Raw genomic sequence first — 16,105 nt, forward strand, 5'->3', positions numbered from 1 at the left:
CCGCCCCGCGCCTTTTCGACCCATGTTCCTTTCGTTCGTCCGCAGATCCACCTTCGCCGGGGCCATGGCCGTGCCATGCGCCCTGCTGCTGGCGGCCTGCGCCTCCCAGCCCAAGCCGCCGGCCGAAGCCGACGCGCTGCCGCCGCCCGTGGCCGCCCCCCGCGTGGTGCCGGTCGAAGCCGAGCCCCGCGCGCCGGCCACGCAGCCGGCCTCGCTCTTCACGCAGCTCACTCAAGGCCCCGTTTCGACCATGCTGGCCTATGCCGACAAGGTGCGCCCGCTGGGCGGCGCCGACCTGAGCGCGGAAATCGCGCGCGTCGGCGAACAGGGCGAAACGCCCGCCGCGCAGATGCAGCTGGCGCTCCTGCTCGCGCAGACGCGCGTGCCGGCCGACCTGGCGCGCGCGCTGGGCCTGTTGCAGCGCGTGATCGCCAACCCGGCGCCCGAGGCGCAGCCGCTGCATCCGCTCGCGCGGGCGCTGGCGGCGCGCTATGTGGAGCAGCGCCGCGTCGAAGACGACCGCGACAAGCAGGTGCAGCAGCTGCGCGACAGCCAGCGCCGCATCGACCAGCTCAACGAGCGCATCGAGGCGCTGCGCGCCATCGAGCGCAGCTTCGCCCGGCCGAACACGCCGGCCCCCACGCCCTCCAACGGAAGCAGATCCAACCCATGAGTACAGCTGGTGCCCGCCTCCTCGTGGTCGACGACGACCCGGACATGCTGCGGCTGCTCTCGATGCGGCTGGTGTCGGCGGGCTACCAGGTCACGGCCGTCACCTCGGCCGAGACCGCGCTCACGCAGCTCGAGATCGAGCACCCGCAGCTGGTGCTCAGCGACGTGCGCCTGCCCGGGCGCGACGGCCTGCAGCTGTTCGACGAGATCCGCAAGCGCCACCCGACGCTGCCGGTGATCCTGCTGACCGCGCACGGCACCATCCCCGACGCGGTCGAAGCCACGGCGCGGGGCGTGTTCACCTACCTCACCAAGCCCTACGACGCGCGCGAGCTGCTCGAAAAGATCGCGCAGGCATTGGCGCTCGGTGCCCCGGCGGCCACGCCGAGCAAGACCGGCGACGACAGCTGGCGTTCGGAAATCGTGAGCCGCAGCAACCGCATGGCCGAGCTGCTGGCCGAGGCGCGCATGGTCGCCAAGTCGGACGCCTCCGTGCTGCTGCGCGGCGACTCCGGCGCCGGCAAGGAACTGCTGGCGCGCGCCATCCACAAGGCCAGCGCACGCGCCGACAAGCCCTTCGTGGCGGTCAACTGCGGCGCCATTCCCGAGGCGCTGCTCGAGTCCGAGCTGTTCGGCCACATGAAGGGCGCCTTCACCGACGCCCACGCCAACCACAAGGGCCTGTTCCAGCAGGCCGACGGCGGCACGCTGCTGCTCGACGAAATCGGGGACATGCCGCCCGCGCTGCAGGTCAAGCTGCTGCGCGTGCTGCAGGAGCGCGCGGTGCGCCCGCTGGGCGCGAGCCAGTCGATCGAGGTCGACGTGCGCATCGTCTCGGCCACCCACCGCGACCTCGACGCCGCGATGGAAGCCGGCCAGTTCCGCGAAGACCTCTATTACCGTCTGAACGTGGTGACGCTCACGCTGCCGCCGCTGTCGGCGCGGCGCGAGGACATTCCGCTTTTGGCCAACCACTTCCTGCAGAAGCTGTCGACCAAGTACGGCAAGCGGCTGTCGGGCTTCGCGCCCGAGGCGCTGAAGGCGCTCACCACCGCCGCGTGGCCGGGCAACGTGCGCCAGCTCTACAACGTGGTGGAGCAGGTCTGCGCGCTGTCGGGCTCGCCGCTGATCCCGCTGGCGCTGGTGCAGCGCGCGCTGCGCGTGCCGAGCGTGGAGGTGCTCACCTATGCCGAGGCCAAGCAGCGTTTCGAGCGCGACTACCTCGTCGGCCTGCTCAAGCTGACCGACGGCAATGTGGCCGACGCCGCCCGCCTGGCCGACCGCAACCGCACCGAGTTCTACCGCCTGCTGCAGAAGCACGAGCTCACGCCGGGCAACTTCAAGGCCGACGTTGTCGCTCCCGGCGGCGACCCTGTCGCCGAGTAGCGACAGGCCTAAGTCGTTGATTTGAAAGGCTGTTTCCCGAGGGCCTCCCCGGCTTGTCGGGATTCGGCGACAAAAACGGGGGTTTCGAGGGCCCGGCAGGCCCCTCCCCCACGGAAAACGGTTTCGAATCGCGCCAAGTCGTTGATTTGAAAGCGTTTTTCCAGGCTGGCACAGGGTTTGCCCCTGTACTGGCATGACAGCACTTACCAGCCCATCTTTCGCACTGCGTCCGCAGCGCGACGGCCTGCGTCAAAAGCAGTTTTCCTCCTCGCGGCCCCGTGCCGCGGGCCATTCGCTGACCGCGCTCTCCGGCGTCGGCGGCGCCGCCACGGACTGCGTCTTCAAGCGCCTTCCGGCCATTGGCGACACCCCCCTCGACAAGCAACGTTGGTGAATGAACCGATGAAGCCGAACGACTTCTCCCACCTCAACGTCCTCGCCGAATCCGATTTCGCACGCCGCAGCGCGCTGCGCGAGGAACGCCACCCCAACGCCGTGACCGCACCGCCGCTGAACCGCGGTTCCATGGCACCGCGCCCCTGGCGTGGTTTCTGGAACAGCCTCGGCACCGCGCTGCTCGTGCGCCTGGGCGCCGGCCGCAATGCCGACAGCGCCCCCGCCGCCAAGCAAGCCGCCCCGGCCCCGCAGGCCTGGGAACGCGCCGCCGGCCAGCGCCGCCTCGCCTTCATGCTGCTCACGCTGCTGAGCACCGTGATCGCGTCGTCGCTGTTCGCCAGCGTGCAACCCGACTACGACAACGTCTGGCTCGAATACGGCCAGATCGGCCTGTACGGCCTGCTCTCGGGCTGGGTCGTCACCGGTTTCGTGACCGCGCTCATGGGCTTCTATGTGTCCGTGCGCGGTGACAAGCACGCCCTCTCGGCGAAACAGGTGGCCCACCACCCGATGAACCCCGAGGCACGCACCGCGATCATCATGCCGATCTGCAACGAGGACGTGGCCACCGTGTTCGCCGGCCTGCGCGCCACCTGCGAATCGGTTGCCTCCACGGGCCACGCCAAGCAGTTCGACGTGTTCGTGCTGTCCGACAGCTACAACCCCGAGACCGCCGCCGCCGAGCGCGCCGCCTGGGAAGACCTGCGCGCCGCGCTGGCCGAGAGCCCCAACCAGCCGCAGGTCGAGGTGTACTACCGCCTGCGCACCCGCCGCACGCACCGCAAGGCCGGCAACGTGGCCGACTTCTGCCGCCGCTGGGGCAAGGACTACCGCTACATGGTCGTGCTCGACGCCGACTCCGTGATGAGCGGCGACTGCCTGGCCTCGATGGTCAAGCTGATGGAAGCCAACCCCACCGCCGGCATCATCCAGACCGCGACGCAGGCCATCGGCCACGTCACGCTGCACGCCCGCGCCCAGCAATTCGCCTCGCGCGTCACCGGTCGCCTGTTCACGCTGGGCATGCAGTTCTGGCAGCTCGGCGAGTCGCACTACTGGGGCCACAACGCGATCATCCGCGTCGAAGCCTTCATGAAGCACTGCGCGCTGGCCCCCATCAAGGGCACCGGCGGCATGTCGGGCGGCATCATGTCGCACGACTTCGTCGAAGCCGCGCTGATGCGCCGCGCCGGCTACCACGTGTGGCTGGTGTCCGACCTGGTCGGCAGCTACGAACAGCAACCGCCGGACCTGCTGGCCGAGCTGCAACGCGACCGCCGCTGGTGCCAGGGCAACCTGCAGAACGCCCGCCTGATGGCCGAGCCCGGCATCCACCCGGTGCACCGCGCGATGTTCGTGACCGGCACCATGGCTTATGTGTCGGCCCCGCTGTGGCTCGCATTCCTGACGCTGGGCACCGCCCTGTGGCTGAGCGGCTCGAGCCTCGTGTCGAGCTGGAACGTGCTGCCCGCCGAACTGGCCGGCCTGTGGGTCTGGACCCTGTGCCTGCTGTTCCTGCCGCGCGTGCTGGGCATCGCTGCCGTGCTGATGCGCGGCGAGCAACGCCAGTACGGCGGTGTGTGGGGCCTGGTGAAGAGCTCGGTGCTCGAAGCCGGCCTGGCCATCGTGCAAGCCCCGGTGCGCATGCTGGCCCACTCGCTGTTCGTGCTCGTCGCCCTCACCGGCATCAAGCTCGACTGGAAGTCGCCCCCGCGTGAAGCCGCCGCCGTGCCGTGGAAGGTCGCTGCCTCGCAGCTGGCCCCCATGACGCTGGTGATCGCCATGCTGGCCGTCGGCGTCGCCATGATCGACCCGAGCGCGCTGATCTGGCTCATGCCCGTCGGCCTGCCGCTGCTGCTGGCGATTCCGCTGACCGTGCTGACCAGCCAGATCGCGCTGGGCACCACGCTGCGCGACCGCGGCTTCCTGCTGATTCCCGAGGAATCGCGTTCGCCCGCCGTGCTGCGCCGCGCCTGGATGCATGCGCTGCGCCTGGCGCGCCCGGCGGCGCTGGCCACGGCCTGATGCGATCACCGCCCTGCGGCTGATCGCTCCAAAGAAAAAGCCCGCTTCGGCGGGCTTTTTGCTGGGCGGTGCGCGATGCGCATCGATATGTCAGAAGGGCAGCCAGCGGCGCCAGAACGGCGGACGGGGTGCGCGGGCGCCGCGCGCCACCAGCGCCGCGACGAGCGCCTCGCGGCCGTGCTTGCGGGCGGCCTGCAGCGGCGTGAGCCCGTCGAATTCAGACAGCAGGTTCGGATCGGCGCCGTGGTCCAACAGGTAGCTGGCGATCTCGCCGTGCCCCTGGACCAAGCTGGCCACCAGCGGCGTGCACAGGATCTCGGGGTGCTGGTAGTTCGGATTCACGCCCGCACCGATGTGATAGCGCACCAGCTCGAGGTCGCCGGTCAGTGCGCCCTGGTAGAGCTCTTTCCAGTCGCCTGCGGACATCGCGGGGCTGCGCGCCTCTCTATATATGTATGCGTCGAGCGGCCGGGTCAGAACGGCAGCTTGCCGCCGCCTCCGCCCATGCCGGGCATCCCGCCCATGCCCTTCATGCCGCCCATCTTCTTCATCATCTTCATGAGGCCGCCGCCCTTCATCTTCTTCATCATGCCCTGCATCTGCTCGAACTCGTTGAGCAGGCGGTTCACTTCCTGAACCTGCACGCCGGCGCCGGCCGCGATGCGGCGCTTGCGCGTGGCCTTGAGCAGCTCGGGCTTGCGGCGCTCCAGCGGCGTCATGCTCTGGATGATGCCTTCCTTGCGGCGGATGTCGCGCTCCGCGCGGGTCATGTCGGCCTCGGTGGCCTTGGCGGCCATCTGCTGCGGCAGCTTGTCCATCAGGCTGGAGAGGCCGCCCATCTGCTTCATCTGCTGCAGCTGGCCGAGGAAGTCGTTCAGGTCGAAGCCCGCACCGCTCTTGACCTTGGCGGCCAGCTTCTGCGCCGCCGCCACGTCGACGCCGGCCGTGACCTGCTCGACCAGCGCGACGATGTCGCCCATGCCCAGGATGCGGCCCGCATGACGCTCGGCGTCGAACACCTCGAGGCCGTCGATCTTCTCGCTCACGCCGGCGAACTTGATCGGCACGCCCGTCACCTGGCGCACCGACAGCGCCGCACCGCCGCGCGAATCGCCGTCGGTCTTGGTCAGGATGATGCCGGTGAGGGGCAGCGCTTCCTTGAAGGCCTTGGCGGTGTTGATCGCGTCCTGGCCCTGCATGGCATCGACCACGAACAGGGTCTCGACCGGGTCGAGCTCGGCGTGCAGCTGCTTGATTTCGGTCATCAGCACTTCGTCGATCGCGAGGCGGCCGGCCGTGTCGACCAGCAGCACGTCGAAGTAGTGGCGCCTGGCGTGGTCGAGCGCGGCGCGCGCGATGTCCAGCGGCTTCTGGTCGGGCGTGCTCGGGAACCACTCGGCGCCGGCCTGCTTGGTGACGGTCTTGAGCTGCTCGATGGCGGCCGGGCGGTACACGTCGCCCGACACGGTGAGCACCTTCTTCTTGCGCTTCTCGATCAGGTGCTTGGCCAGCTTGGCGGTGGTGGTGGTCTTGCCGGCGCCCTGCAGGCCGGCCATGAGGATCACCGCCGGCGGCTGGGCCGCGAGGTTGATGTCCGACACGCCCTCGCCCATGGTGGCGGCGAGCTCGCGATTGACGATGCCCACCAGCGCCTGGCCCGGCTTGAGCGAGCCCAGCACTTCCTGGCCGAGCGCCTTCTCCTTCACGCGGGCGACGAAGTCGCGCACCACGGGCAACGCCACGTCGGCCTCCAGCAGCGCCATGCGCACCTCGCGCAGCATGTCCTGCACGTTGCTTTCGGTGATGCGCGCCTGGCCGCTCATCGTCTTGACGAGGCGGGAGAACTTTTCGGTGAGGGCGGTGGCCATGAAGGAAATACCTTGTTGTCCGCGGCAGCGGACCGATGGAAAGTCGTGAAAACCTGGAAGCGGTACGTGGGCCCGCTCTCTCGCGGGGGTGGCCCCCGGCGGGGGTGGGCGAAGCGACGCGACGTGCGCGAAGCCGGGGGGCGAGCCTATACACTCCACCGATGATTTTAGCGATCCCCTCCCCACTCGGCGTGGCGCTGGGCATCGCCACCGCGGCAGCCTACGGTTTTGCCGCTGCCGCCGGTGCGCGGCTCAGCCGCCAGACCACCCAATGGGCGCTCGGCATCGCATGGCTGCTGCACGCTGCGGTGCTCGGCCACGGGCTGATCGGCGGCGACCCTCGCTTCGGTTTTGCGCCGGCGCTGTCGGTCACGGCGTGGCTGGTGCTCACGGTCTACGCGGTCGAAAGCCGCCTGTACCCGCAACTGAAGGCACGCCGTGCGCTGGCCTGGCTGGGCGCGGCCGCCGTGCTGCTGGCGCTGCTGTTCCCGGGCACGCCGCTGCATGTCAGCGCCTCGCCCTGGCTGCCGCTGCACCTGGCGCTGGGCATCGCCTCGTACGGCCTGTTCGGCGCCGCCGTGGTGCACGCCTGGCTGATCACGCGGGCCGAAAAACAGATCCGCCTGGCCAGTGCCGATGCACAGGCCGGCGTGCCGCTGCTCACGCTGGAACGGCTCACCTTCCGCTTCGTCACGGCGGGCTTCGTGCTGCTGTCGGCCACGCTGCTGGCCGGCCTGCTGTTCAGCGAACAGCTCTACGGCGCCGCCGGCCGCGCCTGGAAGTGGGACCACAAGACCATCTTCTCGGTGCTCGCCTGGCTCAGCTTCGCGGTCCTGCTGACCGGCCGCGCGCGCTTCGGTTGGCGCGGACGCACGGCGCGGCGCGTGCTCTACGCGGGCGCGGCGCTGCTGCTGCTGGCCTACGTAGGCTCGCGCTTCGTGCTCGAAGTCGTGCTGACCCGCCTGCCCGCATGAAGTACCTGCTCGTCCTCGCGGTGGTGTGGGTCGCGATCTGGCTCTGGCGCAAGAACCGGCGCGAAGAGATGCGCGACGCGCAACAGGAACGCGCCAAGAAGGCACAGCAACGCACGCCGGCCGTCGGCCCGCCGCAGGCGATGGTGCGCTGCGCCCACTGCGGGCTGCACCTGCCCGCGGCCGACGCACTCCCCGGGCCGGACGGCGCGGTGTACTGCAGCGCCGCGCACCGCCAGGCCGGCACCGCCTCATGAGTTCGTTGCGCCGGTCGCGCGGCGAGCCGGCCACCGACTGGGACGTGCTCGACCTGGGCGCCGGCGACAGCACCGCGCTGCTGCGGCTGTGGCGCGGCTTCATGGCGGCGCGCTGCTTCGTGGCGGTGGTGCTGGTGCTGCTGCAGGGCGTGGCCTTCGCCATCGGGCAGGCCGTGCAACCGCTGCCGATCGTGCTGTCGGGCGGCTACCTCGTGCTGGCCTGGCTGGAGATGCGCTACGCGCACTTCGAACCACCGATCCGCGGCTTCTCCACCCTCTGGCTGCTGACCATCGGGGTCGACCTGGGCATCTTCAGCGCCCTGCAGGTGCTGCAGGGCGGCAGCGTCAACTACACGCCGCTGTTCGCGCTGCCCGTGCTGATGAGCGCGGTGCTCGGCACGCTGCTCGTGGGCCTGGGCACCACGGCCACCGTGACGCTGCTGCTGCTGGCCGACGCCGGCTGGCACTGGCTGCAGCAACCCGGCGATCCTTCGGCGCGCTTCGTGCAGGCCGCCCTCACCGGCACCGGCCTGTTCGTGGTGGCGCTGCTCGCGCACGAACTCGCGCGCCGGCTGGCACGCGAAGAAGCGGTGGCGCAGCGCAGCCGCAGCCACGCGCAGATGCAGGCGCAGGTCAACGACCTGGTGATCGAAACCCTCAGCGAAGGCGTGCTGGTGATCGACGCCGACGGCCTGGTGCACGCAGCCAACCCGGCGGCCGACGCGATCCTCGGCCAGGGCCTGGCGCAACTGGCGTTGCCGTTCCCGCTGCACACCCAGCCGGCCTGGCACGCGCTGGCCGCGCTCGCGCGCCAGACCTTCGCGCGCCGCGCGCCGCAGACCGAAGAGATCCCGGTGGCACAGGCCCGCGGCGCGGCGCGCGAGGTGCGCGTGCGCACCCGGCTCACGCCCACCGACGACCGCCGTGCCGACAGCCTGTGCGTGATGTTCCTGCAGGACCTGCGCGAGCTCGAAGCCCGCATCCGCACCGAAAAGCTCGCTGCCATGGGCCGCATGTCGGCCGCGGTGGCGCATGAAATCCGCAACCCGCTGGCCGCCATCGCGCAGGCCAGCGCGCTGCTCAGCGAAGACCTGACCGACCCGGCACACCGCAAGCTGACCGACATGGTGCAGCACAACGCGCAGCGCCTGGCACGCATCGTGGACGACGTGCTCGACGTCTCGCGCGCGCGCCAGCAGCGCGTGCTGTCGCTGGGCGAACAGCTGGTGCTCGACCCGGCCGCGCAGATCCTGGCCGAGGAATGGATACGCCAGACCCAACGCAAGGGCGTGCGCGTGGCGCTCGACGCGCCGGGCAGCGAGGTGCGCTTCGAGGCCGAGCACCTGCGCCGCCTGCTGGTGAACCTGCTGGACAACGCGGCGCGCTACGCCAGCCAGCGCGAGGGCGCGATCCAGGTCATCACCACCTTGCAGCGGGCCGGCGTGCAGCGCCCCGCGCTGCTGGTGTGGAGCGACGGTGCGCCGCTGGAACCGGCGGTTCAGCGCCACCTGTTCGAACCCTTCTTCTCGTCCGAGAGCCGCTCCAGCGGCCTGGGCCTGTTCCTGTGCCGCGAGCTATGCCGGCGCCACGGCGCCACCATCGGCTACGAACGGCGCGCACTGGTGCCGGGCGGGCCCGAGGGCAATGAATTCTTCGTCAGCTTCGCACCGAGCGAAAACCGGCTGACACAATAGCGGCCGTGAGCTCCCTCCCGCCTTCCGCCGCCGCCCCGCGCCCCGCGCAGATCCTCGTCATCGACGACGAACCCGACCTGCGCACGCTGTACGAACTCACGCTGCTGCGTGAAGGCTACCGGGTGGAAGCCGCGGGCAGCGTGTCCGAAGCCTGGCAGCACCTGGAGGCCGGCCGCTTCGACGCCGTGATCACCGACATGCGGCTGCCCGACGGCGAAGGCATGGAGATCATCCACCGCATCCAGAAAGACCAGCGCAGCGAGCGCTGCGTGGTCATGACCGCCTACGGCTCGGCCGAGAACGCGGTCGAGGCGCTGAAGGCCGGCGCCTTCGACTACCTCACGAAACCCGTCGACCTGAAGCAGTTCCGCGCCGTGGTGGCGTCGGCCGTGCAGGCCAACCGCGCCGCGGTGGTCGTGCCGCAGAAGCCGGCACCGCAGGCCGCCGGCCACGGCGGCGAACGCCCCGATGTGCTGGCCGTGACGCGCAGCGGCGCCACCGCGCTCGACCGGCTGGTCGGCGACTCCGACCCGATGCGCCTCGTGAAGTCGCGCATCGCCAAGGTGGCGCGCGGCATGGCACCGGTGCTGGTGCGCGGCGAATCGGGCACCGGCAAGGAACTCGTCGCGCGCGCCGTGCACGGCTGCAGCCAGCGCAGCGAAGGCCCCTTCGTCGCGGTGAACTGCGGCGCGATCCCCGAGAACCTGCTCGAGGCCGAGTTCTTCGGCGCCAAGAAGGGCTCGTACACGGGCTCCTCGCAGGACCGCGACGGCTACTTCCAGGCGGCGCGCGACGGCACGCTGTTCCTGGACGAAATCGGCGACCTGCCGCTGGCCATGCAGTCGAAGCTGCTGCGCGCTATTCAAGAGCGCAGCGTGCGCGCCATCGGCTCGACGCAGGAAGACGCGGTCGACGTGCGCATCGTGAGCGCCACCCATAAAGACCTGCACGCCGAGGTGCTGGCCGGCCGCTTCCGGCAGGACCTGTTCTACCGCCTCAACGTGATCGAGATCGCCGTGCCCGCGCTGCGCGAGCGCCGCGAAGACCTGCCCGCGCTGTGCACCGCGCTGCTCGCGCGCATCGCGCAAGATGGCGGCCTGCCCGTGCCGCGCCTGTCCGACGCGCTGCTGCAGCGCCTGGCCCAGCACCCGCTCGACGGCAACGTGCGCGAGCTCGAGAACCTGCTGCACCGCGCCGTGGCGCTGAACGACGGCGACGAACTGCACATCGACCTGATGGGCGCGATGACGCCGATGCCGGCCGCGCCGCGCAGCGAATCCGCTGAAGCGCCAGCCGCCGTTGCGGTGGCTGCGCCCCCCACACCGGCGGTCGAACCCAAGCCCGCGCCGCCGCCACTGCCCTCCGACCTGCAAGCCTGGCTCGACCAGCAGGAGCGCGAGATCCTCGTGCGCGCGCTGCACGAAAGCGGCTTCAACCGCACGGCCGCCGCCGCGCGGCTGGGCATGAGCCTGCGCCAGATCCGCTACCGCATCGCGCGCCTGGGCATCTCCACGCCCAACGGCGACGACGGCGCCACCGCGCATGCCGACGACTGACGACCTCACCACCCCACCGGCCGGTGACGACGGACTCTGGCGCGCCGGCTGGTACCGCTTCGCCAAGGCCCTGCCCTCGCCCAACTTCGGCCCGCGCCCCGTCGGCGCGCAGACCGACCTGATCGTGCTGCACTCGATCAGCCTGCCGCCGGGCGAGTACGGCAGCGACGCGGTGCAGCAGCTCTTCACCAACCGGCTCGACTGGGACGCGCACCCGTACTTCCAGTCGATCCGCGGGCTCGAGGTGTCGTCGCATTTCTATGTGCGACGCAACGGCGAGCTCTGGCAGTTCGTGAGCTGCGAGGACCGCGCCTGGCATGCCGGCGTGTCGTCGTGGCGCGGACGCACCAACTGCAACGACGACTCCGTCGGCATCGAGCTCGAAGGCCTCGAGGGCGAGCGCTTCGAGGAGGCGCAGTACGAGACGCTGGCCAGCCTGTGCGCCGCGCTCGCGCAGCACTACGCCATCGCCCACATCGCCGGCCACGAGCACATCGCGCCCGGCCGCAAGCAGGACCCCGGCGCCGGTTTCGACTGGCGCCTGCTGCGCGAACAGCTCGGCTGGAATCCACAGATGTTTCCCGAGCAGGTGGTCGCGCGCTAATTTTTTCAATCGCTCCGTGGCCCGCGATGCGCCGCTCTCGCAGCGCAGCAATCTCGCAAGCGCAGGCACGCGACGTAGCAACCATGCGGCCTGCAGGCCCAAATCGCCTTGCAAGCCGCGCCCCGTGCGGGTTGCGCCACCATGGGCCAGTATTCACGCGGCATCGCTGGCGATGCGCTGGATGCGGCGCAATTCCTGCAAGGGTTGCGTCCATAGGAAAACACTACCTGTAGTGGCTTGTAGGGCACAGACACCCTAGATATAGTGTCTTCCCGTTCGGCAACAACGCCGACGCAAGGCCCGCGAGGCCTTGCCAACCAACAAGAATTGCACAACCGAGAGGAAGCGAATGCAAACTGCACTGAACACCCCGTCGACCCCCCGCGCCGTCCCCGCGACGCCGCAGCAGCAACAAGACACTGCGGGCTCGCCCACCGGTCAGAACCTCGCGCACTACCAGATCATCCGCCGCAACGGCGCCGTCGTTCCCTTCGAACCGAACAAGATCGCCATCGCGATGATGAAGGCCTTCCTGGCGGTGCACGGCACCCAGGGCGCGGCTTCCGCCAGCGTGCGCGAAACCGTCGACACGCTGACGCAAGGCGTGATCCGCGCCATGGTGCGCTCGCGTCCGGGCGGCGGCACCTTCCACATCGAAGACGTGCAGGACCAGGTCGAGCTCGGCCTGATGCGCGGCGGCCACCATGAAATCGCGCGCGCCTACGTGCTGTACCGCGAACGCCGCACCCAGGAACGCTCCAAGCAGGGCGAGCAGGACGTGCCCGCCGCACCGGCGCTGCACGTGCTCGACAACGGCGAGCGCGTGGCCCTGGACCTGAACGAGCTCAAGGGCCTGATCGAATCGGCCTGCCAGGGCCTGGGCGACAGCATCACCGCCGCCCCCATCGTCGCCGAGACGATGCGCAACCTGTACGACGGCGTGCCGCTGGACGAGGTCTACAAGGCCTCCATCCTGGCCGCCCGCACGCTGATCGAGAAGGACCCCGACTACACCTTCGCCACCGCGCGCCTGCTGCTGCACACGATCTTCAAGGAAATCATCGGCCGCGAAGTGATGCCGGTCGAGCGCGCCACCGCCTACGCCGACTACTTCCCGCAGTTCATCAAGAAGGGCGTCGAGAACGAGCTGCTCGACGAGAAGCTGCTGCAGTACGACCTGCCCCGTCTGGGCGCCGCCCTGAAGGCCGAGCGCGACAACCAGTTCGACTACCTGGGCCTGCAGACGCTGTACGACCGCTACTTCCTGCACGTGCGCAAGACCCGCATCGAGCTGCCGCAGGCGTTCTTCATGCGCGTGGCCATGGGCCTGTCGCTGAACGAAATCGACCGCGAAGCCCGCGCCATCGAGTTCTACGAAGTGCTGTCGTCGTTCGACTTCATGTCGAGCACGCCCACCCTGTTCAACGCCGGCACGCTGCGCTCGCAGCTGTCCAGCTGCTACCTGACCACCGTGCCCGACGACCTGGACGGCATCTACGAGTCGATCAAGGAAAACGCGCTGCTGTCGAAGTTCGCCGGCGGCCTGGGCAACGACTGGACCCGCGTGCGCGCACTGGGCAGCCACATCAAGGGCACCAACGGCGAATCGCAGGGCGTGGTGCCCTTCCTGAAGGTGGTGAACGACACGGCCGTGGCCGTGAACCAGGGCGGCAAGCGCAAGGGCGCCGTCTGCACGTACCTGGAAACCTGGCACCTCGACATCGAGGAGTTCCTGGAGCTGCGCAAGAACACCGGCGACGACCGCCGCCGCACGCACGACATGAACACCGCCAACTGGATCCCCGACCTGTTCATGCGCCGCGTGATGGAAAAGGGCACCTGGACGCTGTTCTCGCCCTCCAACGTGCCTGACCTGCACGACCTGTTCGGCGCCGACTTCGAGAAGGCCTACGTCGCCTACGAAGAAAAGGCCGCCCGCGGCGAGATCAAGCCCGCGCGCACCCTCCAGGCCTCGGACCTGTGGCGCAAGATGCTCACGATGCTGTTCGAGACCGGCCACCCCTGGATCACGTTCAAGGACGCCTGCAACGTGCGCTCGCCGCAGCAGCACGCCGGCGTCGTGCACTCGTCGAACCTGTGCACCGAGATCACGCTGAACACCAGCGACACCGAAACCGCCGTGTGCAACCTGGGTTCCGTGAACCTGCTGCAGCACCTGAAGGACGGCAAGGTCGACCAGGAAAAGCTCAAGCGCACCATCTCGACCGCGATGCGCATGCTCGACAACGTGATCGACATCAACTACTACGCCGTGAAGAAGGCGCGCGACTCGAACCTGCGCCACCGCCCGGTCGGCCTGGGCCTGATGGGCTTCCAGGACGCGCTGTACGAACTGCGTATTCCCTACGCCTCGCAGGAAGCGGTGCAGTTCGCCGACGAATCGATGGAAGCCATCTGCTACCACGCCTACTGGGCCTCGACCGAGCTGGCCAAGGAACGCGGCAAGTACTCCAGCTACAAGGGCTCGCTGTGGGACAAGGGCATCCTGCCGATCGACTCGCTCGACCTGCTCGAGAAGGCCCGCGGCGGCTACGTCGAAGTGGACCGCTCGGCCACCCTCGACTGGGATTCGCTGCGCGCCAAGATCAAGGCCGACGGCATGCGCAATTCGAACTGCGTGGCCATCGCCCCCACGGCGACCATCTCGAACATCATCGGCGTGGACGCCTCGATCGAACCCTGCTTCGGCAACCTGTCGGTCAAGTCGAACCTTTCGGGCGAGTTCACCGTGATCAACCACTACCTGGTGCGCGACCTGAAGCGCCTGGGCCTGTGGGACGACGTGATGGTCATGGACCTGAAGCACTTCGACGGTTCGCTGCGTCCCATCGACCGCGTGCCGCAGGACGTGAAGGCGCTGTACGCCACCGCGTTCGAAGTCGAGACGACGTGGCTGGTGGAAGCCGCCGCGCGTCGCCAGAAGTGGATCGACCAGGCGCAGTCGCTGAACATCTACATGGCCGGCGCCTCGGGCAAGAAGCTCGACGACACCTACAAGCTCGCCTGGCTGCGCGGCCTGAAGACCACCTACTACCTGCGCACGCAGAGCGCGACGCACGCTGAAAAGTCGACGGTGCAATCGGGCCGTCTCAACGCGGTGTCGTCGGGCAACGACGCACCCTCGGGCATGAGCGCACTCGAAGCCGCCGCTGCTGCAGCGAAGGCACAGATGAGCGCAATGCCCGCCACCGACATCGCGTTCTGCGGTGTCGACGATCCGACCTGCGAAGCCTGCCAGTGATGTGCAAGTGAAGCGTCAACACACAAGACGCTTCGATCGATCAGCGAGGTGCTCGCACAAGTGAAAAGCGCGCGACGTTCAATCAATCAAGGCATTGACTGACGTCGCGCGATGCATGCGAGCAACATAACAACCCCATAAATGGCGCACGATGTGAACGAGCACTTTGCAACTCACATCGTTGCTCCGATAATTGCGCATTGGATTTTTCTATGTTGACCTGGGACGAAGAAGTCAAGCCCTCCTTACCAAAGGATATGCAACAAGGATTGCAGCAGCACCACGCATCGACCGGCGGTCTTTCCGCTGGCCGCGCGGTCGCCGCTCCGACTTCGTCGCTTGCACAACCCGCCACTGCCACCGCACCGGTGGCCGCCGCTGCAGGCCAGCGCGTCAAGGCTTCCGACAAGCGGATCATCAACGGCCAGACCGACGTCAACCAGCTGGTGCCGTTCAAGTACAAGTGGGCCTGGGAAAAGTACCTCGCCACCTGCGCCAACCACTGGATGCCGCAAGAGGTGAACATGACGCGCGACATCGCGTTGTGGAAGGACCCGAACGGCCTGACCGAAGACGAGCGCCGCATCGTCAAGCGCAACCTCGGCTTCTTCGTGACCGCCGACTCGCTGGCCGCCAACAACATCGTGCTGGGCACCTACCGCCACATCACGGCTCCCGAGTGCCGCCAGTTCCTGCTGCGCCAGGCCTTCGAGGAAGCGATCCACACGCACGCGTACCAGTACATCGTCGAGTCGCTCGGCCTGGACGAGAGCGAGATCTTCAACGCCTACAACGAAGTGCCATCGATCCGCGAGAAGGACCAGTTCCTGATCCCGTTCATCGACGCCATCAGCGACCCGAACTTCAAGACCGGCACGCACGAGACCGACCAGACGCTGCTCAAGTCGCTCATCGTGTTCGCCTGCCTGATGGAGGGTCTCTTCTTCTACGTCGGCTTCACGCAGATCCTTGCGCTGGGCCGCCAGAACAAGATGACCGGCGCCGCCGAGCAGTACCAGTACATCCTGCGCGACGAGTCGATGCACTGCAATTTCGGCATCGACCTGATCAACCAGCTCAAGCTCGAGAATCCCGGCCTGTGGACCGCAGAGTTCAAGGCCGAGATCAAGGACCTCTTCATGAAGGCCGTCGAGCTCGAATACAAATACGCCGAAGACACCATGCCGCGTGGCGTGCTCGGCATGAACGCCTCCATGTTCAAGGGCTACCTGCGCTACATCGCCAACCGGCGCGCGCAGCAGATCGGCCTCGAAACGCTCTTCCCGAACGAGGAAAACCCGTTCCCCTGGATGAGCGAAATGATTGACCTGAAGAAAGAGCGCAACTTTTTCGAAACCCGCGTGATCGAGTACCAGTCGGGTGGTGCGCTCTCCTGGGATTGAATTTTTCGATA

13 protein-coding genes are annotated in these 16,105 nt (G+C 68.4%); 11 read left to right on the forward strand and 2 right to left on the reverse strand.

The window, feature by feature from the left end:
* The first annotated feature begins 64 nt into the window (after positions 1-64).
* From FFI97_RS26595 to mdoH, 4 genes are all read left to right on the forward strand, one after another.
* Positions 65-673 (forward strand): hypothetical protein, encoded by a 609-nt coding sequence (locus FFI97_RS26595; protein WP_260685196.1) that lies wholly within the window; start codon positions 65-67, stop codon positions 671-673.
* A complete protein-coding gene (locus tag FFI97_RS26600) occupies positions 670-2,058 on the forward strand; it encodes a sigma 54-interacting transcriptional regulator (protein WP_139703030.1) in 1,389 nt (462 codons plus the stop codon). Before FFI97_RS26595 ends, FFI97_RS26600 begins: the two co-directional genes overlap by 4 nt.
* A gap of 193 nt (positions 2,059-2,251) precedes the next feature.
* Positions 2,252-2,452, forward strand: coding sequence for a hypothetical protein (locus FFI97_RS33800; protein ID WP_082818265.1), 201 nt, complete (start codon positions 2,252-2,254; stop codon positions 2,450-2,452).
* A gap of 8 nt (positions 2,453-2,460) precedes the next feature.
* Complete coding sequence (gene mdoH, locus FFI97_RS26610; protein WP_139703029.1) at positions 2,461-4,479, forward strand: glucans biosynthesis glucosyltransferase MdoH; 2,019 nt, start codon at positions 2,461-2,463, stop codon at positions 4,477-4,479.
* A 90-nt stretch (positions 4,480-4,569) separates the two neighbouring features.
* Here the strand turns inward: mdoH and FFI97_RS26615 are convergent, their stop codons facing one another.
* Both FFI97_RS26615 and ffh read right to left on the reverse strand, forming a co-directional pair.
* A complete protein-coding gene (locus FFI97_RS26615; protein WP_139703028.1) occupies positions 4,570-4,905 on the reverse strand; it encodes an ankyrin repeat domain-containing protein in 336 nt (111 codons plus the stop codon).
* 47 nt (positions 4,906-4,952) lie between these two features.
* Complete coding sequence (gene ffh / locus FFI97_RS26620) at positions 4,953-6,347, reverse strand: signal recognition particle protein (protein WP_095743629.1); 1,395 nt, start codon at positions 6,345-6,347, stop codon at positions 4,953-4,955.
* Positions 6,348-6,508: 161 nt separating this feature from the next.
* On the opposite strand from ffh, the gene FFI97_RS26625 reads away from it, so the two are divergent.
* The 7 genes from FFI97_RS26625 (at position 6,509) to FFI97_RS26655 (ending at position 16,094) form a co-directional block, all read left to right on the forward strand.
* Complete coding sequence (locus FFI97_RS26625; protein ID WP_056575582.1) at positions 6,509-7,321, forward strand: inner membrane protein YpjD; 813 nt, start codon at positions 6,509-6,511, stop codon at positions 7,319-7,321.
* Entirely contained in the window at positions 7,318-7,575 is a 258-nt protein-coding gene (locus FFI97_RS26630) for a PP0621 family protein (RefSeq protein ID WP_139703027.1), read from the forward strand. The genes FFI97_RS26625 and FFI97_RS26630 overlap by 4 nt, the downstream gene beginning before the upstream one ends.
* Positions 7,572-9,269, forward strand: a complete 1,698-nt coding sequence (locus tag FFI97_RS26635; protein WP_139703026.1) for a two-component system sensor histidine kinase NtrB — start codon at positions 7,572-7,574, stop codon at positions 9,267-9,269. The genes FFI97_RS26630 and FFI97_RS26635 overlap by 4 nt, the downstream gene beginning before the upstream one ends.
* A 5-nt stretch (positions 9,270-9,274) precedes the next feature.
* On the forward strand, positions 9,275-10,825 hold the full coding sequence (locus FFI97_RS26640; protein WP_139703025.1) for a sigma-54-dependent transcriptional regulator: 1,551 nt from the start codon (positions 9,275-9,277) through the stop codon (positions 10,823-10,825).
* The gene (gene ampD / locus FFI97_RS26645) at positions 10,812-11,429 is read left to right on the forward strand and encodes a 1,6-anhydro-N-acetylmuramyl-L-alanine amidase AmpD (RefSeq protein WP_139703024.1); all 618 of its coding nucleotides are present in this window, start codon (positions 10,812-10,814) and stop codon (positions 11,427-11,429) included. Before FFI97_RS26640 ends, ampD begins: the two co-directional genes overlap by 14 nt.
* Positions 11,430-11,778: 349 nt before the next feature.
* The gene (locus tag FFI97_RS26650; protein ID WP_062480342.1) at positions 11,779-14,691 is read left to right on the forward strand and encodes a ribonucleoside-diphosphate reductase subunit alpha; all 2,913 of its coding nucleotides are present in this window, start codon (positions 11,779-11,781) and stop codon (positions 14,689-14,691) included.
* Positions 14,692-14,903: 212 nt separating this feature from the next.
* Positions 14,904-16,094 (forward strand): ribonucleotide-diphosphate reductase subunit beta, encoded by a 1,191-nt coding sequence (locus FFI97_RS26655; protein WP_062480340.1) that lies wholly within the window; start codon positions 14,904-14,906, stop codon positions 16,092-16,094.
* The last annotated feature ends 11 nt before the right edge of the window (positions 16,095-16,105 follow it).

It is taken from the genome of Variovorax sp. KBS0712 (genome assembly GCF_006323185.2).
Lineage (GTDB): Bacteria > Pseudomonadota > Gammaproteobacteria > Burkholderiales > Burkholderiaceae_C > Variovorax > Variovorax boronicumulans.